Here is a 26,434-nt window from a genome sequence, read left to right on the forward strand (position 1 = left end):
TTCAGCTCTCGTTGCGGCCGAGGACGCGGGCCAGGACGTCGTCCGGCTCGTCGTCGTCCCGGTAGCGGCGGCGGCGCCGTCCGCCCGTCGCCGGCTGCACGCCGTTGTCGGCGAGGATCTCCGCCAGCCGCTGGTGCCCGACCGGGTCGCCGGCGTCGGCCACGGGCACCGGTGAGGCCGGCGCGGGGGTCGGCCGCGGCCGCGGGGACGGCGAGGGCCGCACGACCGGCTCGGAGCTGGTGGCCGGCGCGGCCGGGCGCTCGGCGGTGCGGTCGTCGAACGGCTCGTCGGTGCGCCGGCGCCGCGGCGGCACCGGTGGCAGCAGGTCGCTCACGGCGGCGGACCGCTCGTGCGGCACGGGGACGTCGTCCGGCTCCGCGGCGGCGTGCCGCGACCGGTGCGGCGGCTGCAGGTCGGCGGGCTCCACCAGGGACCGGTCGGCCAGCCACTCCAGCGGCGTGGGCGGGGTGGGCGGCGGCGAGTACGCCGGCGCGGGCCGAACGGACGCCGGGGACGGCGCCGGCCGGGGGCTGGCCGGGGTGCTCAGCGGGAACGCCGTCGTGCGCGGCGCCGCCTGCTCCCGCGGGTGGCCGTTCGGGGCCGGGCGGTCGACGCGGACGTGCTCGGCCTGCCGGGTCTCGGTCAGCCCGTCGAGCCGGACGGCGGGCCAGCCGCCGGTGAGCTCGCGCGGCGGGCGGTCGCCCTCCCAGGGCGCGGGCGCCTCGACGGTGCGCGGGCCGTCGGCCTCGCCGGGCGCCCGGGAGGACTGGGTGCGCAGCATGATCCGCTCGATGAGCATCTCGCCGTTGAGCTGCTCGGTGAGCTCGGCGCGCAGCCGACCGACGTCGGCGCGCAGCTCGCCGAGCTGGGCCAGGTCGTCGCGCAGCGCCGAGAGGGCGGCGACGTCGGCCCGCAGCGCGTCGAGCTTGGCGACGTCGGCGCGCAGCGCGGTCAGCTGGGCCACGTCCTCGCGCAGGCCCGCCAGGCCGGCCAGCTCGGCCCGCAGGCCCGAGAGCGCCGGCAGGTCGGTGCCCAGCCGCGCGACGCGGGCCACCTCGTGCTTGAGCAGGCTGAGCTCGGCCAGCTCGGCGCGCAGCGCGGTCAGCTCCGCGGCCATCGACTCCTCGGCCTCGCGGCGCAGCTCGTGCTCGTACTCGCGGGACGCGAGGGCCGCGCGGTCGAGCTCCTGCTCGTACCCCCCCCGGCGGATCTCGTCCTCCCGCGCGGCGGCGGCCGCGGCCTCGGCGCGGCGGCGACCGGCCAGGAAGGCGGCGAGCACGAACGCCCAGGCGGCGGCGAGGACGGCGAGGCGGAGGTACTGCGGGTTGTCGGTCAGGAACACGACGGCGGTGGCCGCCGCGGCGAGCAGGAAACCGGCCACCAGCCCGGCGGTGCGCAGCGCCGGCGCGGGGACGCGCCCACCGCCGCCGACCCATCGAGGGGACCCCGAGGCGACGTCGTCGTCCCGGTCCCCCCGCATGGTGACAGCGTAGCGGCGGACGGTAGTCGGGGACGGGAGGACGACGACGGCGCGCACCGGCGTCGGGCACAGTGGCCGCCATGTCGCTGTCGCTGCTGGACTGGCGCCGCCGGGTGACCGGCCTCTACGCCGCCGCCCGCGCGGCTCCGGACCCCGAGCGGGGCTGGCGGACCTGGCGGGACGGCCGCGACGAGCTGCTCGCCGGCCACCCGGACTCGCCGTTCGGCCCCGAGGCGCGGGCGCGGTTCGGCGGGCTGCCCTTCGCGCCGTACGACCCGGCGCTGCGGGTCGAGGCGGAGCTGCGACCGGCCGAGCCGGCCCGCCTGCGGCTGCCCACCGGGGAGGGCGAGCTGCCGATGGACCGGCTCGGCACCGTCGAGCTCGGCGCGCTCGGGCCGGTCGACGTCTGGTGGCTCGGCGGCTACGGCGGCGGGGTGTTCGTGCCGCTGCGCGACGGCAGCGCGGGCCGGACGACCTACGGGGGCGGCCGCTACCTGCTGGACACGATCAAGGGCGCCGACCTCGGCGGCGGCGGCGGCCGGCTGGTGGTCGACCTGAACTTCGCCTACCACCCGTCGTGCACCTACGACCCGCGGTGGACCTGCCCGCTGGCGCCGGAGGGCAACCGCACCGCCGTCCCGGTAGAGGCCGGCGAGCAGCTACCCCCCGGCGGCTGGTACCAGTGACGTGCTGGAACGGCCCCCGTGCAGGGCCCCACCGCGAGCGTGCGAGCGGTGGGGGGCACGGGGGTCCTCCTACTGCTGGGCCAGGGCGCCGTCGGAGCTGAACACCAGGCCGATCGAGACCTCGCCCTGCTGGATGGCCGCCTTGGTCAGCGGGCCACCGGCGTCGAGCGGGGTGAACTCGGCGAACTCAAGCCCGTAGGTGTCCTCGAGACCAGGCTGGCAGAACGGCCGGGTCGGGCACTCCGGCGGGCCGCCCAGCACGAGCGAGCCGTCGCTGCAGGCCTCGGCCAGCTCCGAGAGCGTGGTGACGCCGAGCTCGTCGGCGAACGCCTGGGAGACGGCGAACGCGTTCTGGTCGGCCGCCTCGGAGGGCTCGCCGAAGGCCAGGCCCTGCTGGGTGGCCAGCGGGCCGAGCGCCTCGACCGTGGCGTCGACGTCGCCGCTGGCGACCGGCTCGGGGTCGGGGCCGTTGACCTGCACGTTGAGGGCCTCGGTCACCGTGGACAGGTACTCGGGGAAGGCCTGGATCTGGGTGCCCTCCTGCAACGCCGGCAGGTACACGTCGCGGGCGCCGACCTCCTGCACCGACGCGGTGAACCCGGCCGAGGTGAGCACGCCGGCGTAGATGTTGGCCAGGATCGTCGACTCGGTGAAGTTCGCCCCGCCGACCACCACGGTCCCGCTGCCCTGCTCGAGGCCGTCGGTGACGCCGCTCTCCTCGACCCAGGCCGCGGCGACGTCCTCGGCGCTCTGCCGCTCGACGTCGACCGCCGCGTTCATCTCGATGAGGTCCTCGGTGGTCAGCGCCGCCGAGACCGCGTTGAGCGCCGGCAGCACCGCCGGGTTGGCCTCGGCGAACTGGGCGTTGACCGCCGGGATGACGTTGTCGGCGTTCTGCAGCTGCTGGTCGTCCTCGAGCACGACCAGCTGGTCGCCGGCGACCGGGGCGCAGGCGTCGCCGGAGGCCTCGCCACCCCCCTCCGAGCCGCCCCCGGTGCCGGAGGAGCCGGACTCCCCGCAGGCCGCCGTGGCCAGCACCGAGGCCAGCGCGAGTGGAACGAGGTACCGGGCACGCCGCTTCATGGCTCGCCGCCTTCTGTGTCCCGGGCGGCCGGGGTGTCGACCGCCACGCGTGTCTGGCGGGAGGTGTCCCGCGCCGGTCATCGAACCCCGGATATCCGCACCGAGGCAATGCGGTTTTGCAGGCTTTGCGGATCTGTTACTGGCGTCACAGGGGGACGCCGGACGCCGTCGGCTCGGGAGTGGCCGTGGCGACGCGGCGGCGCGGCGCGAAGGGCAGCCGCTTCTGGCCCGGGGTGACCGCCCACGAGACCGCCACCAGGAGCAGCTCGGTGAGCAGGGCCAGCCCGGCCACCAGGATGGCGCCGGCGACGACCTGGCCGTAGTCGCCCTGGCCGAAGCCCAGGCTGATGATCCGCCCGAGCCCGCCGCCGCCGACGAGCGCGGCCAGGCCCGCGGTCGCGACGACCTGCACCGTCGCGGTGCGGATGCCGACCAGCAGCAGGGGCACCGCCAGCGGCAGCTCGGCGCGGGTGATCACCTGGCGGGTGTTCATCCCCATGGCGCGGGCCGCCTCGCGCACGTCGCGGTCGACCCCGCGGAACCCGACGTAGGCGTTGGTCAGGATCGGCGGGACGGCGAAGACCGCCAGCGCGATCGTCGTCGCCCGGTTGCCGAAGCCGATCGGCGTCACGGCGAAGATCGTGAGCAGGGCCAGGGTGGGCACGGCGCGGCTGACGTTCGACAGCGCGACGACGAAGCCGCCACCGCGGCCGCTGTGGCCGAGCGCGATCCCGATCGGCAGCCCGACCAGCATGGCCAGCAGCACCGCGACGACGGAGATGACGAGGTGCTCGACGAGCAGCTCGAGGATCCCGTTGGTCCGCGTCCAGTTGTACGGGTCGTTGAGGTAGACGAGGGCCCGCTCGAAGGCGTTCACGCGCGCACCCTCGACCAGGGCGTGACCACCCGCTCGACCCCGGCGAGCAGCAGGTCGGCGACCAGCGCCAGCAGCACGCAGCCGACCGCGCCGGTGACGATCTCCGCCCGGTAGAAGTTGGCGTTGAAGCCGCCGACGATGAGCTGCCCCAGCCCGCCGTGACCCACGATCACGCCGACCGTGGCGAGAGCGACGGTGGAGACCGTGGCGATGCGCAGCCCCGCCATGAACGACGGCAGCGCCAGCGGGAGCTCGACCTGGACGAACATCCGCGCCGGCCCGTAGCCCATCCCCCGCGCCGCCTCCCGCACGTCGGCGGGGACGGCGAGCAGCCCGGCCAGGCAGTTCCGCACGAGGATGACCAGCGAGTAGAGCACCAGCCCGATCAGCACGGTGCTGAACGACAGCCCGGTGATCGGCGCCAGGACGGCGAACAGCGCCAGCGACGGGATCGTGTAGATGATCGTGGACAGCCCGAGCACCGGGCCGGCGAGCCAGCGGCTGCGGCGGGCCAGCAGGGCGAGCGGCAGCGCGATCAGCGCCCCGATCAGCACCGCCAGGACGGTGAGCCGCACGTGCTCGCCCAGGTACCGCAGAATGGACGACCAGTTGTCCACCACGTAGGAAGGGCTGAACCACGGGTTCGGGGCGGTATCGGCCGCCACCACCGCGCTCAGCACCGGGCGCTCACCTGGAAAGGCACCTCGTGGACGCTACTGCGCCCCCACCCCCCGGCGCGACGTCGCCGGCCGCGCCGCCCGCGGGCGGCGGATCGGCCGAGGAGATCAGGCTCGAGGGCGTCAGCAAGGTCTACCCCGACGGGACCGTGGGCGTGGCGGAGCTGGACCTCACCTTCGCCGCCGGCGAGCTCACCGTCCTGGTCGGTCCGTCGGGGTGCGGCAAGACGACGACGATGAAGATGATCAACCGGATCATCGAGCCGACGACCGGCCGCATCCTGCTCGGCGGCGAGGACGTCACCCGCGTCGACCCCGACCGGCTGCGCCGCCGCATCGGCTACGTGATCCAGAACGTGGGGCTCTTCCCGCACCAGACCATCCGCACCAACGTCGCCACCGTGCCGCGGCTGCTCGGCTGGGACCGCCGGCGGACGCGGGAGCGGGTGGACGCGCTGCTCGACTCGGTGGGCCTCGACCCCGGCATCTACGGCGACCGCTACCCCGCCCAGCTCTCCGGCGGCCAGCGGCAGCGGGCCGGCGTCGCCCGGGCCCTTGCCGCCGACCCGCCGGTGCTCCTCATGGACGAGCCGTTCTCGGCCGTGGACCCCGTGGTGCGCGAGCGGCTGCAGTCGGAGTTCCTGCGGCTGCAGGCCGACGTCCGCAAGACGATCGTCTTCGTCACCCACGACATCGAGGAGGCCGTGCGCCTCGGCGACCGGATCGCGGTGATGAGCCAGGGCGGGCACGTCGAGCAGTTCGCCTCCCCCGCCGAGCTGCTCGGCAAGCCGGCCAGCGACTTCGTGGCCGACTTCGTCGGCGCCGACCGCGGCCTCAAGCGGCTGGCCGTCACCGGCATCGCGCTGGAGGACCTCGAGCAGCCGCCGGTGGTGCACGTGGCCGACGGGCTCGCCGACGCCCGCGCCGCGATGCAGCGGACCGGGGCGCGGTGGGCCGTCGTCCTCGACGACGCCGGCGACCTGCACGGCTGGCTGTCCGCCGAGCGCGCGGCCGGTGCCGGCACCGTGGCGACGGCGGCCAAGCGGATGGAGGCCTGGGTGCCGGTCGACGCGTCGCTGAAGACGGCGTTCTCGACGATGCTGCAGCTGGAGGCGGGCTGGGTGGCCGTGCTCGACGGCGACCGGTTCTGCGGCGTGCTCACCCCGGCGTCGCTGCACGCCGCGCTACGCCGCTCGGTGGAGGGCGTCCAGCCGGAGACCGCCGGCGCGGTGTGATCGGACGGCCCCTCTGCAGGGGCCCTCCGCCTGCGCGTGGGGGGCGAGGGGTCCTGTCTCAGGCCCGGACGCCGTTGCCCGGACCGTCGTCGCCGCCGGGCGGGATCCGGCAGACCGACTCCAGCCACAGCCCGGCGCCGACCAGCGCCGCGGCCGAGACGACGCCCACGACGGCGGCGAGGGTGTCCCCGCCGGCCGCCTGCAGCGTGCCCACCTGCGAGGCCACGTGGGCGAGCACGCCGGCCCACACCCCCACGAAGACGGCGCCGACCCAGGCGCTGGCCTGGGCGAGGACGGCGAGGCGGGCGACCAGCATCGGCTCGACCGGCCGCACCGGCCCGCCGGGGCGCTCGGCCACCGCCTGCCCGCGCCGCTGCGCCGAGCGCGCCTCCCGCTCGGCGGCGAGGCGCGCCTTGAGCGTGCGCGCGCCGAGCACCTCGGCCAGCGCGAGCACGGCCAGCGGGCCGCCGAGCCACCAGTCCAGCGGCGGCAGGTCGCCGTAGAAGGTGCGCACCAGCAGCCAGGAGGCGACGGCCAGCCCGACCGCGGCGACGGCCAGGTCCCGCCGGTTCACCGGCTTCAACGCAGGTGCTCCCACTTCACGACGGCCTCGACGTCCTCCCGCGGGAGGGCGGCGACGAGGTCGGCCACGCTGCCGTGGCCGGGCAGCTGCGCGGTGGGGTCGAGGGTCAGCCAGGGCACCAGCACGAACGCCCGCTCGTGCGCCCGCGGGTGGGGCAGGGTCAGCGCGGGGTCGTCGGAGACCACCGGCACGCCGTCGTCCCCGGTGACCGTGACGACGTCGACGTCGAGCGTGCGGGCGCCCCACCGGACCTCGCGGGTCCGCCCGGCGGCCTGCTCCAGCTCGTGCGCCAGCGCGAGCCAGCCGGCGGCGTCGCGCGGGCCGCGGACCACGGCGACCGCGTTGAGGTACGGCGGCTGCTCGACCGGCCCCCACGGCGGGGTCTCGTAGAGCACCGAGCGGGCCACCAGGCCCTCGTCCTCGAGCGCGGTGAACGCGGCGCGCAGCGTGCCGGCCCGGTCGCCGAGGTTGGCGCCCAGCGACAGGACCGCGCGGCTCACCGGCGCTCGCGGCGGATCGCCACCGTGACGTCGTCGAACGGCACGCCGAGGTCGGCGTCGGGCTTGTGCACGGTGATCTCGACGGCATCGACCAGCGCGTCGGCGAGGCAGACGTCGGCCAGCCGCTGGGCCAGCGTCTCGAGCAGGTCCACCGGCTCGCCGGTGAGGACGGCGTGCAGCTCCTGGGCCAGCTCGGCGTAGTTGACCGTCTTGCCCAGGTCGTCGCCGGCGGCGGCCGGCCCGGTGTCCAGCTCCAGGACGGCGTCGACGCGGAAGGTCTGGCCGCGCTCGCGCTCCCAGTCGTAGACGCCGTGGTGGGCGTGCGCGGAGATGCCGGTGACGGTGATGCGGTCGGGGCGGCGGGGCGGGTGGGCGCTAGCCACGGCGGCGGGCCTCCCGCACGGCGGCGACGGTGCGCACCGCGTCCACCGAGGCGGCGGCGTCGTGCACGCGCACGCCCCAGGCGCCGGCCTCGGCGGCGAGCACCGTGGTGGCCAGGGTGGCCGCGTCCCGCTGCTCGGCCGGGCGCGGCTCGCCGTCGGGGCCGGCCAGGAGGCGGCCGAGGAAGGTCTTGCGGGAGGCGCCGACCAGCACCGGCAGGCCCAGCCCGATGACGCGGTCCAGCCCGGCGAGCAGCGCCCAGTTGTGCGGGGCGTTCTTGGCGAAGCCGAGCCCGGGGTCGAGGACCAGCTGGCCGGGCGCCACCCCGGCGGCGACGACGTCCTCCACCCGGGCGGTGAGCTCGGCGCAGACCTCGGTGACGACGTCGCCGTACTGCGCGGCCGCGTACATCTGCCGGCTGTGGCCGCGCCAGTGCATGAGCACCCACGGGACGCCGGCGTCGGCGACCAGCTTGGCCATGCCCGAGTCGGCCAGGCCGCCGCTCACGTCGTTGACCAGCACGGCGCCGGCGTCGAGGGCGGCCTCGGCGACCTCGGCGCGGGTGGTGTCGACGCTGACCCGCGCGCCCTCGGCGGCGAGGTCGGCGATCACGGGCAGGATGCGCCGGCACTCCTCGGCGGCGTCCACGCGGTCGGCGCCGGGGCGGGTGGACTCCCCGCCCACGTCGACGTAGTCGGCGCCGGCGGCGTGCATGGCCAGGCCGTGGGCGACGGCGGAGTCGTGGTCGGCGAAGCAGCCGCCGTCGGAGAAGCTGTCCGGGGTGACGTTGAGGACCCCCATCACCACGCAGCGGCCGGGGTGCGGGAGCTCGGTGCGGCTCACCGGCCCAGCACGAGGCTCATCGCCTCGCTGCGCGTCGCCGGGTTCTCCCGGAAGATGCCCCGCACCGCCGAGGTGACCGTGCGCGACCCGGGCTTGCGGATGCCGCGCATGGCCATGCACAGGTGCTCGGCCTCGATGACCACCAGCACGCCCCGCGGCTTGAGGACGTCGGACAGCGCGTCGGCGATCTGCGAGGTCATCCGCTCCTGCACCTGCGGGCGCCGGGCGTAGACCTCGACCAGCCGGGCCAGCTTGGACAGCCCGGTGACCCGCCCGTCGTCCCCGGGGATGTAGCCGATGTGCGCGATCCCGTGGAACGGCACCAGGTGGTGCTCGCAGGTCGAGTACATGGGGATGTCCTTGACCAGCACCAGCTCGTCGTGGTCCTCGTCGAAGGTGGTCGCGAGGACCTCGCCGGGGTCCTGCCAGAGGCCGGCGAAGATCTCGGTGTAGGCCCGGGCCACCCGGGCGGGGGTGTCCTTGAGCCCGGGACGGTCGGGGTCCTCCCCCACGGCGATGAGCAGCTCCCGGACGGCGGCCTCGGCGCGCGGCCGGTCGACGCCCCGGACCGCGCTGCCGATGCCGCCGTGCCGGTCCTCCGTCATCGCTGGACGGGGGCGCCCACGTCACCGACCGGTGTGTCGCCGCTGACGTGGCCGTTCCCGTTCTGCTCCGCCCGCTCCGCCGGGGTGAGCACCGGCGGCTGGTCGGACGGCGTGCGCTTCCCGAAACCGTTGTACGGGGCGAGCGAGGGACGCTTGGTGACCGGCGCGCAGATGCGGGCCATGTCCTCCTTGGACAGCGTCTCCTTCTCCATCAGCTCGAGCACGAGGTTGTCGAGCACCTGCCGGTACTCGACGAGGATCTCCCACGCCTCGTCGTGCGCGGCCTCGATCAGCGCACGCACCTCGGAGTCGATGTCGGCGGCGACGGCCTCGGAGTAGTCCGGGTGCCCACCCATGTCGCGGCCGAGGAACGGCTCGGAGTCGTCCCGGCCGTACTTCACCGCGCCGAGCTTGGCGCTCATGCCGTACTGGGTGACCATCGCCCGGGCCATCGCGGTGGCCTTCTCGATGTCGTTGCCCGCGCCGGTGGTCGGCTCGTGGAACACCAACTCCTCGGCCGCCCGGCCGCCCAGCGCGTAGGCGAGGGTGTCGATCATCTCCGAGCGGGTCTGGGTGTACTTGTCCTCGGTCGGCAGCACCAGCGTGTGCCCCAGGGAGCGGCCGCGCGGCAGGATCGTCACCTTGTGCACCGGGTCCAGGTTGGGCAGCGCGTGCGCCACGAGGGCGTGCCCGCCCTCGTGGTAGGCGGTGACCTTCTTCTCCTTCTCGCTCATCGCCCGGGTCTTGCGCTCCGGGCCGGCGATGACGCGGTCGATCGCCTCCTCGAGCGTCGGGTCGGTGATGACCGAGCCGTTGGTGCGGGCGGTGAGCAGCGCGGCCTCGTTGAGCACGTTGGCCAGGTCGGCACCGGTGAAGCCGGGGGTGCGCCGGGCGACGGTCTCGAGGTCGACGTCGGGGGCGAGCGGCTTGCCCTTGGCGTGCACGGCGAGGATCTGCTTGCGGCCCTCCAGGTCGGGCCGGTCGACGGCGATCTGCCGGTCGAAGCGGCCCGGGCGCAGCAGCGCGGGGTCGAGGATGTCGGGCCGGTTCGTCGCGGCGATCATGATCACGCCGCCCTTGACGTCGAAGCCGTCCATCTCGACGAGCATCTGGTTGAGGGTCTGCTCGCGCTCGTCGTGCCCGCCGCCCATGCCGGCGCCGCGGTGCCGGCCGACGGCGTCGATCTCGTCGACGAAGATGATCGCCGGGGCGTTCTGCTTGGCCTGCTCGAACAGGTCGCGGACCCGGCTGGCGCCGACGCCGACGAACATCTCGACGAAGTCCGAGCCGGAGATCGAGAAGAACGGCACCCCGGCCTCGCCCGCCACCGCGCGGGCGAGCAGGGTCTTGCCGGTGCCGGGCGGGCCGAACAGCAGCACGCCCTTGGGGATCTTCGCGCCGACGGCCTGGAACTTGACCGGGTTCTGCAGGAAGTCCTTGATCTCGTGGAGCTCCTCGACGGCCTCGTCGGCGCCGGCGACGTCGGCGAACGTCGTCTTCGGGGTGTCCTTGCTGACCACCTTGGCCTTGGACTTGCCGAAGGCCATCACGCCGCGGCCGCCGCCCTGCATGGAGTTGAACAGCCAGAACAGCAGCAGGAGGAGGATCACGAAGGGCAGGAAGCTGACCAGGATGGAGACGAAGACGCTCTCCTGGGTCACGTTCGTGGTGAAGCTGACCCCGTCGCCGTTGCCGTCACCGGTGCCCGACACCAGGTCGTAGATGTCCTCGGAGGCACCGATCGGGTAGGACGCGCTGATCTTCGTGGAGCCGTCGACCGCGTTCCGCAGGTCGAGGTCGAGCGTCTGCTCCTTGTCGTTGATCGTCGCCGACTCGACGTTGCCGCTGGAGAACTGCTCCAGCGCGGTGGAGGTGCGCACCTCGGTGTAGCCGCCGTCGCCGCGGAACAGGGACGAGAACGCGACCGCCAGCAGGACGACGAGCACGACCCAGAACCACACGGAGCGGAAGATCTTCTTACGTTCCATACCGAGACCGGGCGGCCGGGTGCCCGGCTACCCGTCGACCCTCCTGATCGTCCGGGGACGCCGCCGGCGACCCGGGCGGGCACCCCGGCGCACGGCTCGGCGTCGTCGGGTCCGACGGTACACCGGGGAGGCTGCGCAAAACCTGGTCGCGGGCCGTGCATCGCCTGAACTTGACCCGGGAGGAGGAACGCGCTAGTCGGAGTAGACCTCGGGGCGCAGCGTGGCGATGTAGGACAGGTCGCGGTAGCGCTCCGCGTAGTCCAGGCCGTAGCCGATGACGAACTCGTTGGGGATGTCGAAGCCGATGTACTTCACCGGCACCTCCACCTTCACCGCGTCGGGCTTGCGCAGCAGCGCGCAGACCTCCAGCGAGGCCGGCTGGCGGCCGCCGAGGTTCTTGAGCAGCCAGGACAGCGTCAGGCCGGAGTCGATGATGTCCTCGAGCACGAGCACGTGCTTGCCGGCGATGTCGCGGTCGAGGTCCTTGAGGATGCGGACGACGCCGGAGGAGCTGGTGGACGAGCCGTAGGAGGAGACGGCCATGAACTCCATCTGCGTCGGCAGCCGCAGCGCCCGCGCGAAGTCGCTCATGAACAGCACGGCGCCCTTGAGCACGCCGACCAGCAGGACCTCCCGGCCGGCGTAGTCCGCGGCCACCTGCTCGGCCAGCTCGACGATCTTCTCCTGGATCTGCTCCTCGGTGAGCAGGACGTGGTCGATGTCGGGGCCGTAGCCGTGGTCGTTCCCCAGCGGTGCAGGAGCGGAGGCGGGCTTCGTCACGGACGGTGCTCCTCGGGAGGGTGCGGGCGAGCGCCTCCGCCGGTGCCCGGGGCGCGCAGCACCAGCCTGCCAGACGCCCGGACGACGCCCGCACCGCCGGGTAGGTCGACCCGTCCCTGCCCGCGCCAGGCCACCAGCAGCGCGTCCACCGCGTGCAGGTGGACCGCCTGCAGGTCGGGCACCCCGCCGGCCAGCAGCCAGCCGCGCAGCACCCGGCGGCGCAGCGCCGCCGGCAGCGCGGCCGCGCCGCGCGCGTCCAGGCCGTCCGGGCCGGTGAGCCGGGCACCCTCGGCTGCGGCGAGCGCGTCGAGGGCGTCGAGGTCCTCGCGCAGCAGCGCGGCGGTGCGGGCCAGCGCCGGTGCGACGCCACCGCCGAGGACCTCCTCCAGCAGCGGCAGCGCCTCGCCGCGCAGGCGGGCGCGCGTGTAGGCGGGATCGGTGTTCCACGGGTCGTCCCACACCGGCAGGCCCTGGTCGGCGCAGGCCTGCCGGGTCGTGGCGCGGCGGACGCCGAGCAGCGGCCGCCACCAGATCCCCTTCTGCTCCACCATCCCGGCGACCGAGCGCGGGCCCGAGCCGCGGCCGAGACCGAGCAGCACCGACTCGGCCTGGTCGTCGAGCGTGTGCCCGAGCGCGACACGGGCGCCGTGCTCGGCCGCGGCGGAGGCGAGGGCCGCGTGCCGGGCGGTCCGGGCGGCCGCCTCCGGTCCGCCGTCCGTCCCGACGGCCACGGGCAGGACGGCGACCGGCTCGAGGCCGAGCTTGCGCAGCAGGTCCGCGGTGGCGGCCGCGCGCTCGGCCGAGCCGGCCTGCAGCCCGTGGTCGACGGTCACCGCGCCGGCCGGGACGCCGGCGCGGGGCGCCTCGAAGGCGATCGCGGCGGCGAGCGCGACGGAGTCCGCTCCCCCGCTGCACGCCACGAGCACCGGCTCCGTCGAGCGGGTGAGCCCGACCCGGACGGCCGTGCGCAGCTGCGCGACCGCCGGGCTCGGGCCGCTCACGGGCGCCTCAGGCGGTGATCGCGGGGCGACCGAACACCCGGTCGACCCACTTCTGCGGCGCGGTGAGCTCGTCGATCAGCGGGAGGTTGGCCGGGCCCTCCCACACGCGGTTGAACCCGTCCATGCCGACGAGGTCGACCACGCCGCCGACGAACGTGCGGCCGTCGGCGTACTGCTTCATCTTCTGCTCCAGGCCGAGCAGCCGGCGCAGCACGCGGTCGAACGGGCCGCGGCCCTTGCGCCGCTGCGCGAACCGCTTGCGCAGGGTCGTCACCGAGGGGACGACGTCGGGGCCGACGCCGTCCATGACGTACTCGGCGTGCCCCTCCACCAGGCTCATCACGGCGGTCACCCGGTCGAGGACGGCGCGCTGGCGCGGGTCGCGGACCAGGGCGAGCAGCCCCTCGCTCTCGCCGTCCCCACCCCGGACGGCGTCGCCGAGGCTCTTGAGCACGTCGGTGAGCCGCTCGCGCAGCACCTCGGGGGTGAGGTCGGTGGCCTCGACGAACTCGGCGATCTGCTCCTCCAGGTGCCCCTGGAGCCAGGGCACGCCGGTGAACTGCAGCTGGTGGGTCACCTCGTGCAGGCACACCCACAGCCGGAAGTCGCTCGGGTCGACGCCCAGCTTGCGCTCGGCGTCGACGATGTTCGGCGCGACGAGCAGCAGCCGGCCGCCGGTGCCGAAGACCTCGTACTGGCCGAGCACGCGCGAGGAGAGGAACGCGAGGATGCCGCCGGCCTGCACGCCGGTGGCCCGCGAGCCGATCGCGGTGGCGATCGGGCCGGGGCGGGTGCCCTGCTTCTCGGCGAGGGCGTCGACCAGCGGGTCGAGCAGCGCCTTCATGCCGGCGGTGTTCGCGTCGATCCAGCCCGGCCGGTCGACGACGGCGACCTCCGGCGGCGGGCCGTCCGCCGCGGGCTTGAGCCCGGTCAGGCCCTCGACGTGCGCGACGGCGGTGCGGGCCGCCTCGTGCAGCTCGCGGACGACGGCGGCGGCCTCCTCCCGGGTGGTCTCGGGACCGGGGCCGACCAGCTTGCGGGCGGTTCGACCGGCGAGGTCCCAGTCGACCATCGAGGAAGGGCTCGTCATCGCCTCAACGTACGCGCTGGAGCCGACGAGCTCCCGTCAGCTGCAGCCGCAGGCGGCGAGGGCGGTGGCGATCCGGTCCAGCGCGGCCTCGGCGCTGGGGACGCTGCCGGTGGCGGCGTCGGCGAGGACGGCGAAGGTCAGCAGCCGGCCGTCCTCGGTGACGACCGTCCCGGCCAGGCCGTTGACGCCCTGCAGGGTGCCGGTCTTGGCCCGCACCGCGCCGGGCGCCGTCGCGGGGTCGTCGTCCCCGCGGTCGGCGAGGGTGCCGTCCCAGCCGGCGACGGCGAGCCCGGACAGGATCGGGCCCGCCTCGGCCAGCGTGCCGTCGACGACGTCGGTGAGCAGCGCGGTCAGCAGGCCGACCGGGAGGCGGTCCAGCTGGGAGAGCCCGCTGCCGTCGGAGAGCTCGACGCCGGTGACGTCGACACCGGCGTCCCGCAGCGCACCGATCACGGCCTCGGCCGAGCCCTCGAAGCTGGCGGGCAGGTCGCGGGCGAGCGCCACCTGCCGGGCCAGCGCCTCGGCGAGCATGTTGTCCGACGCCGACAGCGCCTGCTCGACCAGGCGCGCGATCGGCGCCGACCGCACCGTGCCCAGGACCTGGGCGCCCTCGGGGGCCTGGCCGAGCACGATGCCCGCGCCCGGGGCGCCGAGCGCGTCGGCGAGGGCCGCCCCGGCGTCGAGGCCGGGCTGGCCGCTGCGGGCGTCGGAGCCCGGCGCCACCCGCGCGCCGTCGACGGCGGTGGCGGTGACCGGGGCGGCGTAGCTGGACGGGGCGTCGCCGGCCGCCCAGCCGCCGGCGGTGAGCGGGCCGCTGTAGAGGGAGTTGTCCACCACGACGCTGGTGACCGCGGTGCCGGCGGGCAGCGCCCCCAGGACCTGCGCGGCCAGGTCGGCCATCGTGGGCGCGCCGGGGTAGCTCTGCGACGGGGCGGTGCGCGACAGCGTCGGGTCGCCGCCGCCGACGAGGACGACCTCACCGGGGGTGGCGCCGGCGACGACCCGCGTCTCGAGGGTGTCGGACGGGTCGAGGGTGGTGAGCGCGGCGACGGCGGTGAGCAGCTTGGCGGTGCTGGCGGGGATCGAGGGCGAGCCGGGGTCCTGGGCGAACAGGCTCGTGCCGGTGGCCGCGTCGACGACCTCGACCGAGACGCCGGTGCCCAGCGCCGGGTCGGCCAGCAGCGGCGCGAGGGTCGCCGCCAGCGCGGCCGGGTCGGGCGCCGGGGCGTCGGCGGAGAGCTCGGGGAGGACCGGCGCGCCCTGCCCGACCTCGGGCAGCACGGCCGACGCGGCGGCCTCGGCGACGGCCGAGGAGGGTGCGTCGTCGCGGACGACGAGGAGCGTCGCGACCACCGCGACGATCAGGACGACGACGCCCGCACCGGCCAGGATCAGTCGGCGACGGAACCTCGAGTAGTTCGCCGTGACGACCGTCGAACCGCTCGACGCGATGGTGCCCACCCCCCACAGGGACCCTGCGTCGAATCCACCGGGTCGCCGTGGGACACACTAACTGCCGTGCAGTTCGACGTGACGATCGAAATACCGAAGGGCCAGCGGAACAAGTACGAGCTGGACCATGCCACCGGACGCATCCGGCTCGACCGGATGCTGTTCACCTCGACCCGCTACCCGGCGGACTACGGATACATCGAGAACACCCTGGGCATGGACGGCGACCCGCTCGACGCCCTGGTGATCCTCGACGAGCCCACGTTCCCGGGCTGCCTGATCACCTGCCGCGCGATCGGGATGTTCCGGATGACCGACGAGAAGGGCGGGGACGACAAGGTCCTCTGCGTGCCGGCCACCGACCCGCGCATGGCCCACCTCACCGACATCAGCGAGGTCCCCGAGTTCGACCGGCTGGAGATCCAGCACTTCTTCGAGACCTACAAGGACCTCGAGCCGGGCAAGTCGGTGGAGGGTGCGGAGTGGGTGGACCGGACGGCCGCCGAGGAGGAGATCCGCAACTCCCTCGAGCGCGCCGAGAAGGAGGGCTACCACACCTGAGCCGACTCCCCCGGGCGCGGGGGGAGCTCAGCCGCGCACGTCGTGCAGGACGACGGTGGCGAAGCCGAGCTGCCCGCGGTAGCCCTCCAGCCACTCGCGGCGGTGGGCGTCGGCCAGCCGGAGGGCGTCCTCCCGGTCGGCGGCGTCGGCCTCGTCGACCGCCCACGCCGTGAGGGCGCCGGTCCACGACCACTCGTAGCGGTCCCACTCGGCCGCGGTGCTGAGGTGGCCGAACCCCGGCTCGAAGCCGTGCTCGCGCGCGGTGCGCAGCAGGTCGCCGATGGCGGGCAGCTCGCCGGGCTCGGCGCCGAGGGCGGCCAGCGCCTGCGGCGTCGGGGGCGTCTCCCAGAAGCCGTCGCCGAGCAGCAGGCGCCCGCCGGGCACCAGGTGCCGGCGGACGGCGTCCAGCGTCGGCCCGAGGCCGCCGAAGGCGTGCGTGGCGCCGATGCAGAGGACGGCGTCGGCGGGGTCGCCGTCCCACGCCGCCGCGTCGCCGTGCTGCCAGGTGACCCGGTCTGCCACTCCCCGCCCGGCCGCCGTGGCGCGGGCCTGGTCGAGGGCGACCGCGGAGGTGTCGACGCCGGTCCCGGTGGCCGTGGCCGCGCGCTCCAGGGCGGCGCACAGCCAGTGGCCGAGTCCGCAGCCGAGGTCGAGCACCCGCCCACCCTCGGGGACGCCGAGCCGGTCGAGCAGCAGCGCGACGTTCTCGTCGGAGACGGGGGCGGCGATCGGGTGCCAGCGGTGCGCGATGGCGCTGGCCAGGGCTCTGTCCACCGGCGCATCCTGCCAGCGGCGCGGCGGGACGCCGGAGCGGGGAGAGCCGCCTGTCGGAATCGAACCGACGACCTTCTCATTACGAGTGCGGCTCGACAGTTGCGGTGGTCCGGTCCCGTCCGGGCTGTGCGGGATGGCCCGCGCCGTGGGGCGCCTCCTTGCGCCTCGTCCGGGCTCGTCCGGTCTGATTTGTGGGGCTGGCTGTGGGGCCGAACCACGCAAACCGAAGCGGGCGTACGACCGAAGGCCGAGCGGCCGCAAGACTGCGTGAACCCGGTTAAGCCCGGGATGCACTCACTCGCGTGGCGGCCCTCTGGCGGAGCCGCAGCCGAAGTTGCTCTCTCCCCTGAGCCTGAACATCTGCCTGCACGGTCGCCCCTACTTCCAAGGAGACCGCAAGGCCGTACCGCACCGGAGCCTCCACGCGGCCGACGTCAATTCGACAGTCGACATCAATGGTCAGAGCGTCCCCCGTGGCGAACGCGACAGCAGCCTGGCCCTCTAGGATTTCGTGCTGGACAGTGCCCTGCCGCACTCGATCGTGGTGAGCCTCTGTGCGGCTCAGCGCGAGTGCATCGGTCGGGGGATGCAGGCGGAGACGAGCCATACGATGACGCTGGCTACGGGTGTTGACCGGAGACAACCAGGCCAGAGTGACAGTCAGCCGGTGACCGGCGTCATGATCGCTGTCTACCGGATCGGGGACGTCCGTCGAAACCGTCCCGGTTGGGGAGACTGGGACGGCGACGCGGACTCATCGGACGCGAGGGATGCCATGACCGCGGCCGGAGACGACGCAGGGGCGCCCCTGATGTATCAGGCCAGCCGAATGCGCGTTTCACTGTGCGCCGTCCGGGCGAGGAGGGGGATCAGCCGAGGCAGGCCCCGGAACTTCACCTTCGCCCGGACTACAACGTCCGCCGTCACGCTGGTGTCTGCTGGAGCATCCACGAGCAGGCGCAACTCCTTGTCCGTGTGCAGATAATCGCCCGCTTTGGCGAGGAAGTCCCAGGCCGCCTTGTGGAACCCGACGCCGGAGGCCAAGAGCTCCGGAAAGTAGACAGTTCGCTTCCGGGCAAGCTCAGGCTTCGCCCCGAGATCCACCGCGTTCGCAACGATCGAGAAGGAAAGATCAAGACCCACCGACGTTTCGACGTCGACTGCCAGGTCTTGCACCTCGCGCGGGGCCATGTCCGCTATGACGCAGTCGGGTGTAGGGCTCAGGTCGATCATCAGTCGCGACCAGACGAACTTGCACTCGGGGTGCGCGTGCACCACGAAGAGAAGCGGTACCTCGAAGGCGCTGCGACCGGGCCCAACAGCGGGGCCCGTTACAGGCCGCACCACCGCACGCGCCAACGCGACTCGGTTGTCGCGACGCAGCAAGCGGAGGGTCTCGTCATCGATGACCTCCGTCGTCGCGCGATCGGCTTCGGTCTCATCGATGTCGAAGGCCAATTCCGCCAATGGGATGAACCCGTCCTCGGTCACCCGTCCCCCTCCAGATCCGTCACCGCCAGTCACCCACCAGCTGGAAGCCGGCCCACCGGTCGAATCGCTCCGGTCCGTGGCGGTCGCGCGCCGCGAGCACCGACCGCCGCAGAGCGTCGACCATTGGTTCTCCAGCCGCCCGAGCGGCGTACAGCTCTTCCATGACGTCCAGCGTGGGTACGTCCGGCACCTTCCACAGGCTCACCACGATGGAGTCCGCGCCGGCGAACAGGAGCGCCCGCGTCAGGCCGACCAGCTCCTCGGCGGCGTCCGTCTCGCTGACTCCGGTCTCGCAGGCCGACAGGGTGACGAGCGACAACGCCGGCGCGCGCAGCGTGATGATCTCGCCTGCGGTCAGGCGACCGTCGGAGAGAACCAGACCGGACTCCATTGCATCGACCGGGTCGAACGCCGCATGGGCCGCCACGTGCAGTACGCCGGCCATTGTGAGCGCGTCACTCACCCCCCGAACCGAGGCGTCCGTTCCCATCGCCGCGGTGACGCCGAACCGTCTGGCCACCGCGACCGCCTCGTCACGGGCCCCTGCCAGGTCGCCCGTGGGGTCGCCGAAGACAGCGGCCGGCGTGGCGGGCGCCTCGTGCACGGCTGAGCGCAGAGCGCGGACCAGCGAGGCGTTCGGCAGCAACGCCAGTGGGTTGCGCTCAAGCAACAGCCGTCCCTGCGGCCGCAAAGCGCCGAGGGGGACATTGTGCAAGCCGCCGAAGGGAGAGATCACCAGGAGGTCGCCTGGATCGCAGATGTGCGTCAGCAGCTGGCCTACCCCCGATAGCTCGTGCTGGAAGAGGTCTTCCATGTCCGACGCGAGCTCGCGAACGCTGCCAGCAGAACCGAAGTTCAGTCGAATGAAGCGGTCTAGTCGGCGCAGGTCGACGTGCGAGGTCTCCACCAGCGGCCCGTCGTAGTCGGCCCGCAGCGCCAACACGCCGAGTGTCGTGTCATCGACACGAACGAGATCAGCCAGCACGACGGGACGGTCATCGCTGCCCAGGATCGCGGCCAGGTCCTCCGGCTCGGCCGGCGCCGCCTGGCGCACCTCGACGTAGGCCTCGGCCTCGGAATACGCATTGCGCAGGTGCGCCCACAAAGCTTCCAGCTCGTCCGAGACCTCTCGGTAGTCCGCCTAGAAGTCGGCGCCACGTCCGTGGCTCTCGCGTAGTTCCCGCCGTCTGAGCAGGAGTTGGTGCTCGCGGTTCACCAGTTCCGCCGGAACGCTCGGCGGGGGCGTCAAGGACGTGTCTCCCAGCACATCCAGGAACGTGCGGGCTCGCACGGACTCGTTGGCCAACCACGCCGCTCGTGCGTGCTCCGCGGCATCCGGCTCACCGCGCCGGGCCAGTCGGATGCGCGCGCTCGTCAGGTCCGCAAAGGCTTGGACCTGCTCGTTGCGCACCGCGATCCGTTGTTGCTCTTCGACGACGCCGTCCCGGACGACGTCTGCGATGCGAGCCGCGATCTCGAGGTACTGCACCGCGGCCTGGTCGTCACCACGCCGCTGGAGCAACCCGGCGATCTGCAGAAGCGTCGGCCACGCACGGTCCGGCGCGATAACTCGGTAGCGCACGCCGTCGGAAGCCGTCCACACGAAGGCATCACCCGCCGGATCCGCCAAGCTGGCGTAGACGAGAGCCTGTTCGAGATGGTGGAGCGCGTCCCCGAAGCTGTCGGCGCCGAGTGCCGGTCGGTCCTCGAGGATTCGCGCGATGGATCGATGGTCAAATGCAAGGCGGTCCGAGTTGCCGGTTCCCTCGTTGAGCCTGCGCGCGCGGTCGAAATGGCCCAGCGCCGCCCGCACGGCGCCGATCGTGCGGTAGGCCTCACCGAGGCCGTTCAACGCCGTGGTGAGCATCCGCGGGACCAAGGGGTCCGGGTCCTCGTCCTCGGCCAGGTACAGCGCATGTTGAAACGTGCCAAGCGCTCGGTCGACCTCGCCCTCCCGCATGGCAACGCGTCCGCCGGCAAGTAACGCATCAACCTCCGCCTCCGTCGTCGGCCGTGCCTGGTTGAGCCGGCCCGCCTCCTGCCGGTATTCGGTAGCCGCCTCGGTGTCCCCGAGCCGTTGGCAAACGGTCGCGAGGTGCTCGAGGAAGTTGCCGCGGACGCTTGTCGCCGAAAAGAGACGGTCAAACTCCGCTTCGTGAGTGAGGCCAGCACTCTCGCGGGCACGCTCCTCAGCATCGAGGTGCGCGACAGCGCGCTCGTAGAGGGATCGCGCTTCGCCGAGGCTTCCCTCGTTCTCCCGAACTTCGGCGAGAGCTCGGAGTGCGTCGGCGAGATGGCGGTCCCGTCCTAGCTCCATCGGGTCATCGGCCGGCCCGTAGCTGTGCGGGAGCGCCTCCGCCATGGCGAGCTCACGCCGGACCCACAGTTTCCATCGCGACACGTCGCGGTCCTTGGCCTGGTACTGGAAGCTCACGGTGACGGCCAGCATCAGAGCTTGGGCGATCTCTCGGGGGCTCGCCCCGGCCAGCCATGCAGCGAACTGCTCATCGTCGTCGACAACGTGCGCGATGCCGATGTGATCCGGACCCGCCATCCGCACAAAGCCAGCAAGCACCCGGTCCCCCACGCGGCCGGTCGCATCGAGCGCATCGGCCAGGGGCGACGACTGCGCCGTCCCTGGAGGCGTTTCTCCCGACGGCGCAGCGCTCGGGGCGGCGGGTTCGCGAACTGACACCGGGGCCGGTTCCTCCGCCGAGATCGGCTCATCCGGACTTTCCTCGAGGGCTGCCAGTGCCATGCGAGCGCCGGCATATCCTGGGTCGAGTTGGAGCGCACGCCTGTAGGACTCGCGGGCTCGTCGAGCACCGTGGCCCCCGTGATGCAAGCTGTCACCTAGAAACCGGTACGCCATGGCGGTGGGCCGGATCGCCAGAGACTCCTCGAAGAACGCCTGGGCGCGGTGATACGCACCCCGCCGATACCACGTGTCGGCTAGGTAGGTGGCCGCCTCGACATGCTCCGGATCCAGTTCGAGTGCTGCCTCGTATTCGCGCTGCGCCTCGGCGAAGCGACGGGCGGCGAAGTGCTCTTCTCCTGCGGTGAAGTGCGCTCTGGCTTGTGCCTGCTGCGGCGTCAACACCCTCAAGCCGAGCAGTGCGAGCACCCGCTGCGCCAAGGGCGCGTCGTCCTCGAGTAGCTGGAGAAGCAACTGCTGCCCCTCAGGGCTGCCGGCGATTATCGCGGCTGTCATGTGCGCCCGCTGCTCGTCCGGCGGCAGTTCTGTCCAATCCGGATCCACCTGCAATTCGCCGTCATGGAACGCGGCCAACAGCGGAGTCTGCGGCCCACCCATGTCCGTCGGCGCGGGCATTCCCGCGAAAGGATCGGCACCTGGGTCGAGGGCGACAAGATGCTGTCGCCAAGTGTCGGCCTCGGGGTCATGGGCGGAATACGCGAGCGGCACCAACTCGCGTAGAAGCTGCACGTCGCCAGGTTCCAGAGGGTCGTGAAGGGCGTCCACAAACAACTGCCGGCCCTCGGGCCACCGGTCGAGCTCCAAGTACGCATGCGCAAGGCGTGCGATGACCTCGCCGTCCGCCGGATCCTCCACACGCAGGTCGGCCAACACCTCGATGGCTTCCTGCCAACGCCGCTGGAGGGCCAAGCTGTCGGCGAGCGTCCTTCGCGTGGATGCCTCCCCAGGCGGCGCCGGGTAGGTGTCGGCCAGGCGGGCAAGCCGTACTGCTTCTACGAGTTGCACAGAGTGAGCAAGGGCGGCAGATCGCAGCAGTCGCGCCCCCTCCACGTCAACAGCGATGTCGGGTTCGGTGCCCGCAACGCCAGAGCGGACGCGAGAGATCCATCTGGCAACCTCGACATATGGCTCGAGCGCCGCCCGCAATCGTGCGGTGCACGCCGCATCCTCCGACTGCAATTCGGATAGTGCCTGGCAGACCTCGGTGTCGTCGCCGTCGATGAGCAGGGTCCGCTTGACGGTTGCGGACGCGAAAGCGGCCAAACGCGCCAGAGTGCGAGCCTTCGCGCTCATGTAGGCCAGGCGGGCAAGTTCGTACTCCCTGTGGGCGTCCGCCGCCGCCCGAAGGTGTCGCTCGATGCCGAGCAGGAAATGGCCGTGTGCGTCAACGAGCTCGCCGCCGTCGAAATCGGTGCCATGCCCCCGGGCGACGATGCGGGACACGAGCGCCCCGTCCCTGAAGGGCAGCTCGGGGTCGGCACCTGATGTCGTCGCCGCTTGCGCCTGCGCAAGCAAGGTCTGCACGGCCGCCACCACGCGCTCGGCCGGACCGGCGATCACTGCCTTGAGGACGTCTTCAGGCCCGGCGGACGCCAGCCGGCCGAGCCAAGTTCGTGTGGCCGGATCCGGTTCGACCGGAGCAACTGAAGCCAGACGGGCCCATTCGGAGGCAAGCGTTCGAACGAGCATTGTTGCGGCCCCCCTGGCTCACTCGTCCGTGCATTCACTCACACTTCTTGAGTCAGTAGCGGCGTTCTCGTCGCCCCTCAGGCTGCACGGGCAGGCTTCGGCGACCTGTAGACGGGCACGGCTTGCTGATGGGCACACTGAGGAGGCGCCACTCGCCCGTCCCGACCGCAACGCAGGCAGCCAGGTGCCGCAAGGCGTCGATAGCGAGGCGGCCGCCACGGCGGAGGCGTCGGTGCTCGCCCGCACCGTCGCATCGAGGCCACTTTCGACCACCTTGCTCCCACGTGGCCCCAGAAGCAACGAAGCGGCCTCCTCCACGGAGGAGGCCGCTGGTCACATGCGAGCCGCCTGTCGGAATCGAACCGACGACCTTCTCATTACGAGTGAGATGCTCTACCGACTGAGCTAAGGCGGCGGACGTGCGGGCCCGAGCTTACGGCACCGGCGCGGCCGTCCCGCGCAGGGGCGCCGCTCAGGACGCGGGGAGCCGCAGCGCGACCGTGAGCGCCTCCAGCGCCACCTGCGGTTTCACGTTCTGCTCCAGCGCCCGGCGGCAGGCGAGGATCGCGTCGATGCGGCGCAGCGCCCCCTCCGCCCCGATGCGGGCGGCGAGGTCCTCGGCGTCGGCGCGGCGGTCGGGGTGGTTGAGCGACGGCGCCTGGCCGGCGCCGGCGGCGAGCACCAGCGCGTCGCGGTAGAGGCCGGCGAGGTCGACCAGCGCCCGGTCCAGCGAGTCGCGGCCCAGGCGGGTGGCCCGCGACTTCTGCTTCTTCTCCAGCTCCTTGAGCACGCCGGCGCCGCGGCTGGCGGCGGCGACGCCCGGCCCCCGGGCCCCCACGCCGAGGCTGGCCTTGACCGCCTCGGTCTCGACGCCGTCGAGCGCGGCGGCCGCCTCGTCGGCCTCCTCCTTGGCGGAGCTGACCAGGTCGTCGGCGGCGTCCAGGCAGGCGGCCAGCGAGACCAGCCGCAGCGGGACGTCGAGCACGGCCTTGCGGGCCAGCCGGGCGGCCTCGTCGCGGGCCAGCCGCCGGGCGCGGCCGACGTGCCCGCCGGCCGCCGCGGCCGACCACGCGGCCAGCGCCGGGTCGACGCCGTCCCGCCGCACCAGCACGTCGGCGACGGCGTCCACCGGCGGCGTGCGCAGGCCGACCACGCGGCACCGGGAGCGGATGGTGACGCTCACGTCGTCGGGGTGCAGGCTCGGTGCGCAGAGCAGGAAGACCGTGCGCGCGGGCGGCTCCTCGAGCATCTTGAGCACGGTGTTCGACGCCTGCTCGGTCATCCGGTCGGCGTCCTCGACCAGCACGACCTGCCAGCGCCCCTGCGACGGCGCCCGGCCGGCGATCCGCACGATCTCGCGGACCTCGGCGACGCCGATGGACAGCCCCTCGGGCACCACGGTCTGCACGTCGGCGTGCGTGCCGGCCAGCACGGTGCGGCAGGCGTGGCAGTGCCCGCAGCCGCCGTCGGGGCACTGCAGGGCGGCGGCGAAGGCGCGCGCGGCCACGCTGCGCCCGGAGCCGGGCGGGCCGGTGAACAGCCAGGCGTGGGTCATCGCGGCCGGGTCGGCGACGGCGGCCTGCAGCTCCGCGACGACGGCGGTCTGGCCGATGACCCTCGCCCAGACGTCCTCGGTGACGACGGCCCCGCTCACGGGTGCAGCTGGGGGGTCGAGCCCGTCTGGGCGTGCGGGTGGTGCGCGCCGGCGGCGTGCTCGTCGGCGTCGGCCCGCGGCCGCAGCCGCGCGTCCTCGGGCAGCTTCTGCAGCTCCACCCCGGAGAGCAGCTCGGCCACCTTCACGCGGATGGCGGCGGCCAGCTCGTCGGGCGCGCGCGTGGCGTCGAGCACCAGGTAGCGGTCGGGCTCGGCCTCGGCCAGCGCCCGGAAGGTCTGCCGCACCCGCTGGTGGAAGTCCAGCGACTCGGACTCGAGGCGGTCCGCGGCGGCCCGTCCACGGGCCCGCGCCAGGCCCACCTCGGGCGGCAGGTCGAGCAGCACGGTGAGGTCGGGCACGAGCCCCTGGGTCGCCCAGCGGGACAGGCCGCGGACGTCCTCCAGCGGGATGGTGCGGCCGGCCCCCTGGTACGCCAGCGAGCTGTCGACGAACCGGTCGGTGATCACCACCTCGCCGGCGTCGAGCGCGGGCCGCAGCACGTCGTGCACGTGCTGGGCGCGGTCGGCGGCGTAGAGCAGCGCCTCCGACCGCGGCGAGATGCCGGTGTGGGCGCGGTCGAGCACGATCGAGCGGATGCCGGCCCCCGAGGGCGTCGCGCCGGGCTCGAAGGTGGCCCGGGCCACCAGCCCCTCGTGCGTGAGCCACTCCTGGAGGCGGCGGACCTGCGTCGACTTGCCGGCGCCCTCGCCACCCTCGAACGCGATGAGCACACCGCCCTTGGCGAGCCGGCGGCGGGCGGTGGTGTCGCGGCGCAGCGCGGTGACGACGTCGGCGACCAGCGGCACCGGCCGGCCGTCGTCCATCTGCCGGTAGGCGACCACCCCGACCAGGGCGGCCAGCAGCCCGGCGACGAACAGCATGATCCGGTCGCCGGTGATCTCGAACTCGACCGGCCCGAGCTCGACGCCGTGGCGGCCGAACAGACCGACCCCGAAGGGCACCACGGCGAGGCTGAGGATGAGCGCGGCGCGCACGAGCGACTGGACGAGGGCGAACGTGCGACCGCGGACGGCGTCGTCGACCTCCGTGCCGAGCAGGGTGAACCCGGCCAGGTAGGCGATGCCGGCGAAGAAGCCCATGAGGACGACGAGCAGCAGCGCGATCCACAGCGTGAAGGTCCACGCGAGCAGCAGCACGACCAGCCCGGCGCCGACGATCGCGACGCCGAAGAGCCGCTCGCGGGACAGGTCGCGGGCGATGCTCGGGCCGATGCCGATGCCCAGGCCCAGCCCGATGAAGACGGCGCCGAACAGCAGGCCGTAGGCGGCCTCACCGCCCCCCAGGGAGGCGGCGAACGCCTGCGCGGTGGCGATGACCACGCCCGCGGCGACGAAGGCCCCGGTGATGCCGATGACCAGGCCGCGGACCAGCGGGGTGTGCCCGGCGAAGGAGAAGCCGTGCTTCAGCGAGCCGAGGAAGCTCTCCCGCTGGACGACGGCGCCCTCCTCCCGGCGGCCGCTGATCGAGGGCAGGTTCCAGATCACCACCGCCGCGACCAGGAACGTCAGCGCGTTGAGGTACAGCGCGAGGTCGGTCTCGTCGAGCCACGACAGCGGCGAGTTCATCGACCCGCCGAGCGTGGTGAGCAGCGCGAACACGATCGCCGCCGCCACGGGGGTGAGCCCGTAGGTGGTGACCAGCGAGAGCTGGTTGGCCGGCTCGATCTGGTCCTTGCGGAGCATGTTCGGGACCGCGGCGTCCTTCGCCGGGATCCAGAACATGCTCAGCGCCTCGATGACGAACTGGGCGACGAACAGCCAGATCAGGTTGTCGACGATCGGGATCGAGGCGAACAGGCCGAACCGCAGGACGTCGGTGACGACCATCGTCTTGCGCCGGTCGAACCGGTCGGCGAACGCCCCGGCCAGCGGGCCGAGCACGATCGTCGGCAGCAGCCGGAACAGCAGCACCGCGCCGAGCGCGAAGTTCTGCCCGGCGAAGCTGTCGACCAGCGAGGTCGCGGTGGCCGTGATGGCCAGCAGGCCCAGCCAGTCGCCGAAGCTGGAGAGCGCCATCGACTCCCAGAGCCGGCGGAAGTCCCGCACCCGCAGGACGGCGCGGATCTTGGCGAACAGCCCGAGGGCGTCGCCGCCCAGGTCGTCGGGGGCGGCGTCGCGGGGGGTCTGCGCGGCACCGGGAGCGGCCTGGCCCGCCGTGGTGTCCAGGTCCGCCAGCGGCATCGGCGCGTCCGCGGGCACGGGTGTGCCGCCGGGCGGCAGACCGTCCGGGGGGACGACGGTCCGCTCGTCCGGCTGCGCGGGCGGCTC

General features: G+C 73.5%; 23 protein-coding genes and 1 tRNA gene. 3 read left to right on the forward strand and 21 right to left on the reverse strand.

Annotated features, from left to right (window positions below; genetic code table 11):
• Position 1: 1 nt before the first annotated feature.
• Positions 2-1,480: a DUF6779 domain-containing protein gene (locus tag ACI797_RS00225; RefSeq protein WP_456855989.1), complete on the reverse strand. Its 1,479-nt coding sequence runs from the start codon at positions 1,478-1,480 to the stop codon at positions 2-4.
• A gap of 80 nt (positions 1,481-1,560) precedes the next feature.
• Between ACI797_RS00225 and ACI797_RS00230 the strand changes: the two genes are divergently transcribed.
• On the forward strand, positions 1,561-2,166 hold the full coding sequence (locus ACI797_RS00230; protein WP_456855992.1) for a DUF1684 domain-containing protein: 606 nt from the start codon (positions 1,561-1,563) through the stop codon (positions 2,164-2,166).
• A 69-nt stretch (positions 2,167-2,235) separates the two neighbouring features.
• Here ACI797_RS00230 and ACI797_RS00235 read toward each other — a convergent pair whose 3' ends face one another.
• The 3 genes from ACI797_RS00235 to ACI797_RS00245 form a co-directional block, all read right to left on the reverse strand.
• On the reverse strand, positions 2,236-3,249 hold the full coding sequence (locus tag ACI797_RS00235) for a glycine betaine ABC transporter substrate-binding protein (RefSeq protein ID WP_456855997.1): 1,014 nt from the start codon (positions 3,247-3,249) through the stop codon (positions 2,236-2,238).
• 145 nt (positions 3,250-3,394) lie between these two features.
• On the reverse strand, positions 3,395-4,126 hold the full coding sequence (locus tag ACI797_RS00240; RefSeq protein ID WP_456855999.1) for an ABC transporter permease: 732 nt from the start codon (positions 4,124-4,126) through the stop codon (positions 3,395-3,397).
• A complete protein-coding gene (locus ACI797_RS00245; RefSeq protein ID WP_456856002.1) occupies positions 4,123-4,806 on the reverse strand; it encodes an ABC transporter permease in 684 nt (227 codons plus the stop codon). The genes ACI797_RS00240 and ACI797_RS00245 overlap by 4 nt, the downstream gene beginning before the upstream one ends.
• Positions 4,807-4,832: 26 nt before the next feature.
• On the opposite strand from ACI797_RS00245, the gene ACI797_RS00250 reads away from it, so the two are divergent.
• Positions 4,833-6,038 carry an ABC transporter ATP-binding protein gene (locus ACI797_RS00250; protein ID WP_456856006.1) on the forward strand — a complete coding sequence of 402 codons (1,206 nt, stop codon included), beginning with the start codon at positions 4,833-4,835 and terminating at the stop codon, positions 6,036-6,038.
• 58 nt (positions 6,039-6,096) lie between these two features.
• On the opposite strand, the gene ACI797_RS00255 is transcribed toward ACI797_RS00250, so the two are convergent.
• The 10 genes from ACI797_RS00255 to dacB all read right to left on the reverse strand — a co-directional run bounded on the left by ACI797_RS00255 (position 6,097) and on the right by dacB (position 15,270).
• Positions 6,097-6,612, reverse strand: coding sequence for a DUF3180 domain-containing protein (locus tag ACI797_RS00255; protein WP_456856011.1), 516 nt, complete (start codon positions 6,610-6,612; stop codon positions 6,097-6,099).
• Between the two features lie 5 nt (positions 6,613-6,617).
• On the reverse strand, positions 6,618-7,121 hold the full coding sequence (gene folK / locus ACI797_RS00260) for a 2-amino-4-hydroxy-6-hydroxymethyldihydropteridine diphosphokinase (protein WP_456856015.1): 504 nt from the start codon (positions 7,119-7,121) through the stop codon (positions 6,618-6,620).
• A complete protein-coding gene (gene folB, locus ACI797_RS00265; protein ID WP_456856019.1) occupies positions 7,118-7,504 on the reverse strand; it encodes a dihydroneopterin aldolase in 387 nt (128 codons plus the stop codon). Before folB ends, folK begins: the two co-directional genes overlap by 4 nt.
• The gene (gene folP, locus ACI797_RS00270) at positions 7,497-8,345 is read right to left on the reverse strand and encodes a dihydropteroate synthase (RefSeq protein WP_456856021.1); all 849 of its coding nucleotides are present in this window, start codon (positions 8,343-8,345) and stop codon (positions 7,497-7,499) included. The genes folB and folP overlap by 8 nt, the downstream gene beginning before the upstream one ends.
• Entirely contained in the window at positions 8,342-8,950 is a 609-nt protein-coding gene (gene folE / locus ACI797_RS00275) for a GTP cyclohydrolase I FolE (protein ID WP_456537981.1), read from the reverse strand. Before folE ends, folP begins: the two co-directional genes overlap by 4 nt.
• Positions 8,947-10,938 carry an ATP-dependent zinc metalloprotease FtsH gene (gene ftsH, locus ACI797_RS00280; RefSeq protein WP_456856025.1) on the reverse strand — a complete coding sequence of 664 codons (1,992 nt, stop codon included), beginning with the start codon at positions 10,936-10,938 and terminating at the stop codon, positions 8,947-8,949. Before ftsH ends, folE begins: the two co-directional genes overlap by 4 nt.
• 192 nt (positions 10,939-11,130) lie before the next feature.
• The gene (gene hpt, locus ACI797_RS00285) at positions 11,131-11,718 is read right to left on the reverse strand and encodes a hypoxanthine phosphoribosyltransferase (protein ID WP_456856029.1); all 588 of its coding nucleotides are present in this window, start codon (positions 11,716-11,718) and stop codon (positions 11,131-11,133) included.
• On the reverse strand, positions 11,715-12,719 hold the full coding sequence (tilS, locus tag ACI797_RS00290; RefSeq protein ID WP_456856033.1) for a tRNA lysidine(34) synthetase TilS: 1,005 nt from the start codon (positions 12,717-12,719) through the stop codon (positions 11,715-11,717). Before tilS ends, hpt begins: the two co-directional genes overlap by 4 nt.
• Positions 12,720-12,726: 7 nt before the next feature.
• Positions 12,727-13,809: a zinc-dependent metalloprotease gene (locus ACI797_RS00295; RefSeq protein WP_456856037.1), complete on the reverse strand. Its 1,083-nt coding sequence runs from the start codon at positions 13,807-13,809 to the stop codon at positions 12,727-12,729.
• A gap of 36 nt (positions 13,810-13,845) precedes the next feature.
• The gene (gene dacB, locus ACI797_RS00300; RefSeq protein ID WP_456856040.1) at positions 13,846-15,270 is read right to left on the reverse strand and encodes a D-alanyl-D-alanine carboxypeptidase/D-alanyl-D-alanine endopeptidase; all 1,425 of its coding nucleotides are present in this window, start codon (positions 15,268-15,270) and stop codon (positions 13,846-13,848) included.
• A gap of 57 nt (positions 15,271-15,327) precedes the next feature.
• On the opposite strand from dacB, the gene ACI797_RS00305 reads away from it, so the two are divergent.
• Complete coding sequence (locus ACI797_RS00305; protein WP_456537975.1) at positions 15,328-15,822, forward strand: inorganic diphosphatase; 495 nt, start codon at positions 15,328-15,330, stop codon at positions 15,820-15,822.
• Between the two features lie 27 nt (positions 15,823-15,849).
• Here ACI797_RS00305 and ACI797_RS00310 read toward each other — a convergent pair whose 3' ends face one another.
• From ACI797_RS00310 to tmk, 7 genes are all read right to left on the reverse strand, one after another.
• A complete protein-coding gene (locus tag ACI797_RS00310; RefSeq protein ID WP_456856042.1) occupies positions 15,850-16,596 on the reverse strand; it encodes an SAM-dependent methyltransferase in 747 nt (248 codons plus the stop codon).
• An 816-nt stretch (positions 16,597-17,412) separates the two neighbouring features.
• On the reverse strand, positions 17,413-18,087 hold the full coding sequence (locus ACI797_RS00315) for a hypothetical protein (protein WP_456856044.1): 675 nt from the start codon (positions 18,085-18,087) through the stop codon (positions 17,413-17,415).
• Between the two features lie 19 nt (positions 18,088-18,106).
• Entirely contained in the window at positions 18,107-19,192 is a 1,086-nt protein-coding gene (locus tag ACI797_RS00320) for a CHAT domain-containing protein (RefSeq protein WP_456856046.1), read from the reverse strand.
• A gap of 36 nt (positions 19,193-19,228) precedes the next feature.
• Entirely contained in the window at positions 19,229-22,363 is a 3,135-nt protein-coding gene (locus tag ACI797_RS00325) for a tetratricopeptide repeat protein (RefSeq protein WP_456856048.1), read from the reverse strand.
• A gap of 471 nt (positions 22,364-22,834) precedes the next feature.
• A tRNA-Thr gene (locus tag ACI797_RS00330) sits at positions 22,835-22,907 on the reverse strand.
• A 57-nt stretch (positions 22,908-22,964) separates the two neighbouring features.
• Complete coding sequence (locus ACI797_RS00335) at positions 22,965-24,146, reverse strand: DNA polymerase III subunit delta' (RefSeq protein ID WP_456856050.1); 1,182 nt, start codon at positions 24,144-24,146, stop codon at positions 22,965-22,967.
• Positions 24,143-26,347: a dTMP kinase gene (tmk, locus tag ACI797_RS00340; RefSeq protein WP_456856052.1), complete on the reverse strand. Its 2,205-nt coding sequence runs from the start codon at positions 26,345-26,347 to the stop codon at positions 24,143-24,145. The genes ACI797_RS00335 and tmk overlap by 4 nt, the downstream gene beginning before the upstream one ends.
• Positions 26,348-26,434: the final 87 nt, after the last annotated feature.

Source organism: Geodermatophilus sp. SYSU D00691, from assembly GCF_054050275.1.

Bases quoted from the DNA above. Each gene is read 5' to 3' on its own strand.
- tmk (WP_456856052.1), bottom strand. From the start codon at position 26,347: ATGCCGCTGGCGGACCTGGACACCACGGCGGGCCAGGCCGCTCCCGGT.
- ACI797_RS00230 (WP_456855992.1), top strand. From the start codon at position 1,561: ATGTCGCTGTCGCTGCTGGACTGGCGCCGCCGGGTGACCGGCCTCTAC.
- ACI797_RS00235 (WP_456855997.1), bottom strand. From the start codon at position 3,249: ATGAAGCGGCGTGCCCGGTACCTCGTTCCACTCGCGCTGGCCTCGGTG.
- ftsH (WP_456856025.1), bottom strand. From the start codon at position 10,938: ATGGAACGTAAGAAGATCTTCCGCTCCGTGTGGTTCTGGGTCGTGCTC.
- folE (WP_456537981.1), bottom strand. From the start codon at position 8,950: ATGACGGAGGACCGGCACGGCGGCATCGGCAGCGCGGTCCGGGGCGTC.
- ACI797_RS00225 (WP_456855989.1), bottom strand. From the start codon at position 1,480: ATGCGGGGGGACCGGGACGACGACGTCGCCTCGGGGTCCCCTCGATGG.
- ACI797_RS00295 (WP_456856037.1), bottom strand. From the start codon at position 13,809: ATGACGAGCCCTTCCTCGATGGTCGACTGGGACCTCGCCGGTCGAACC.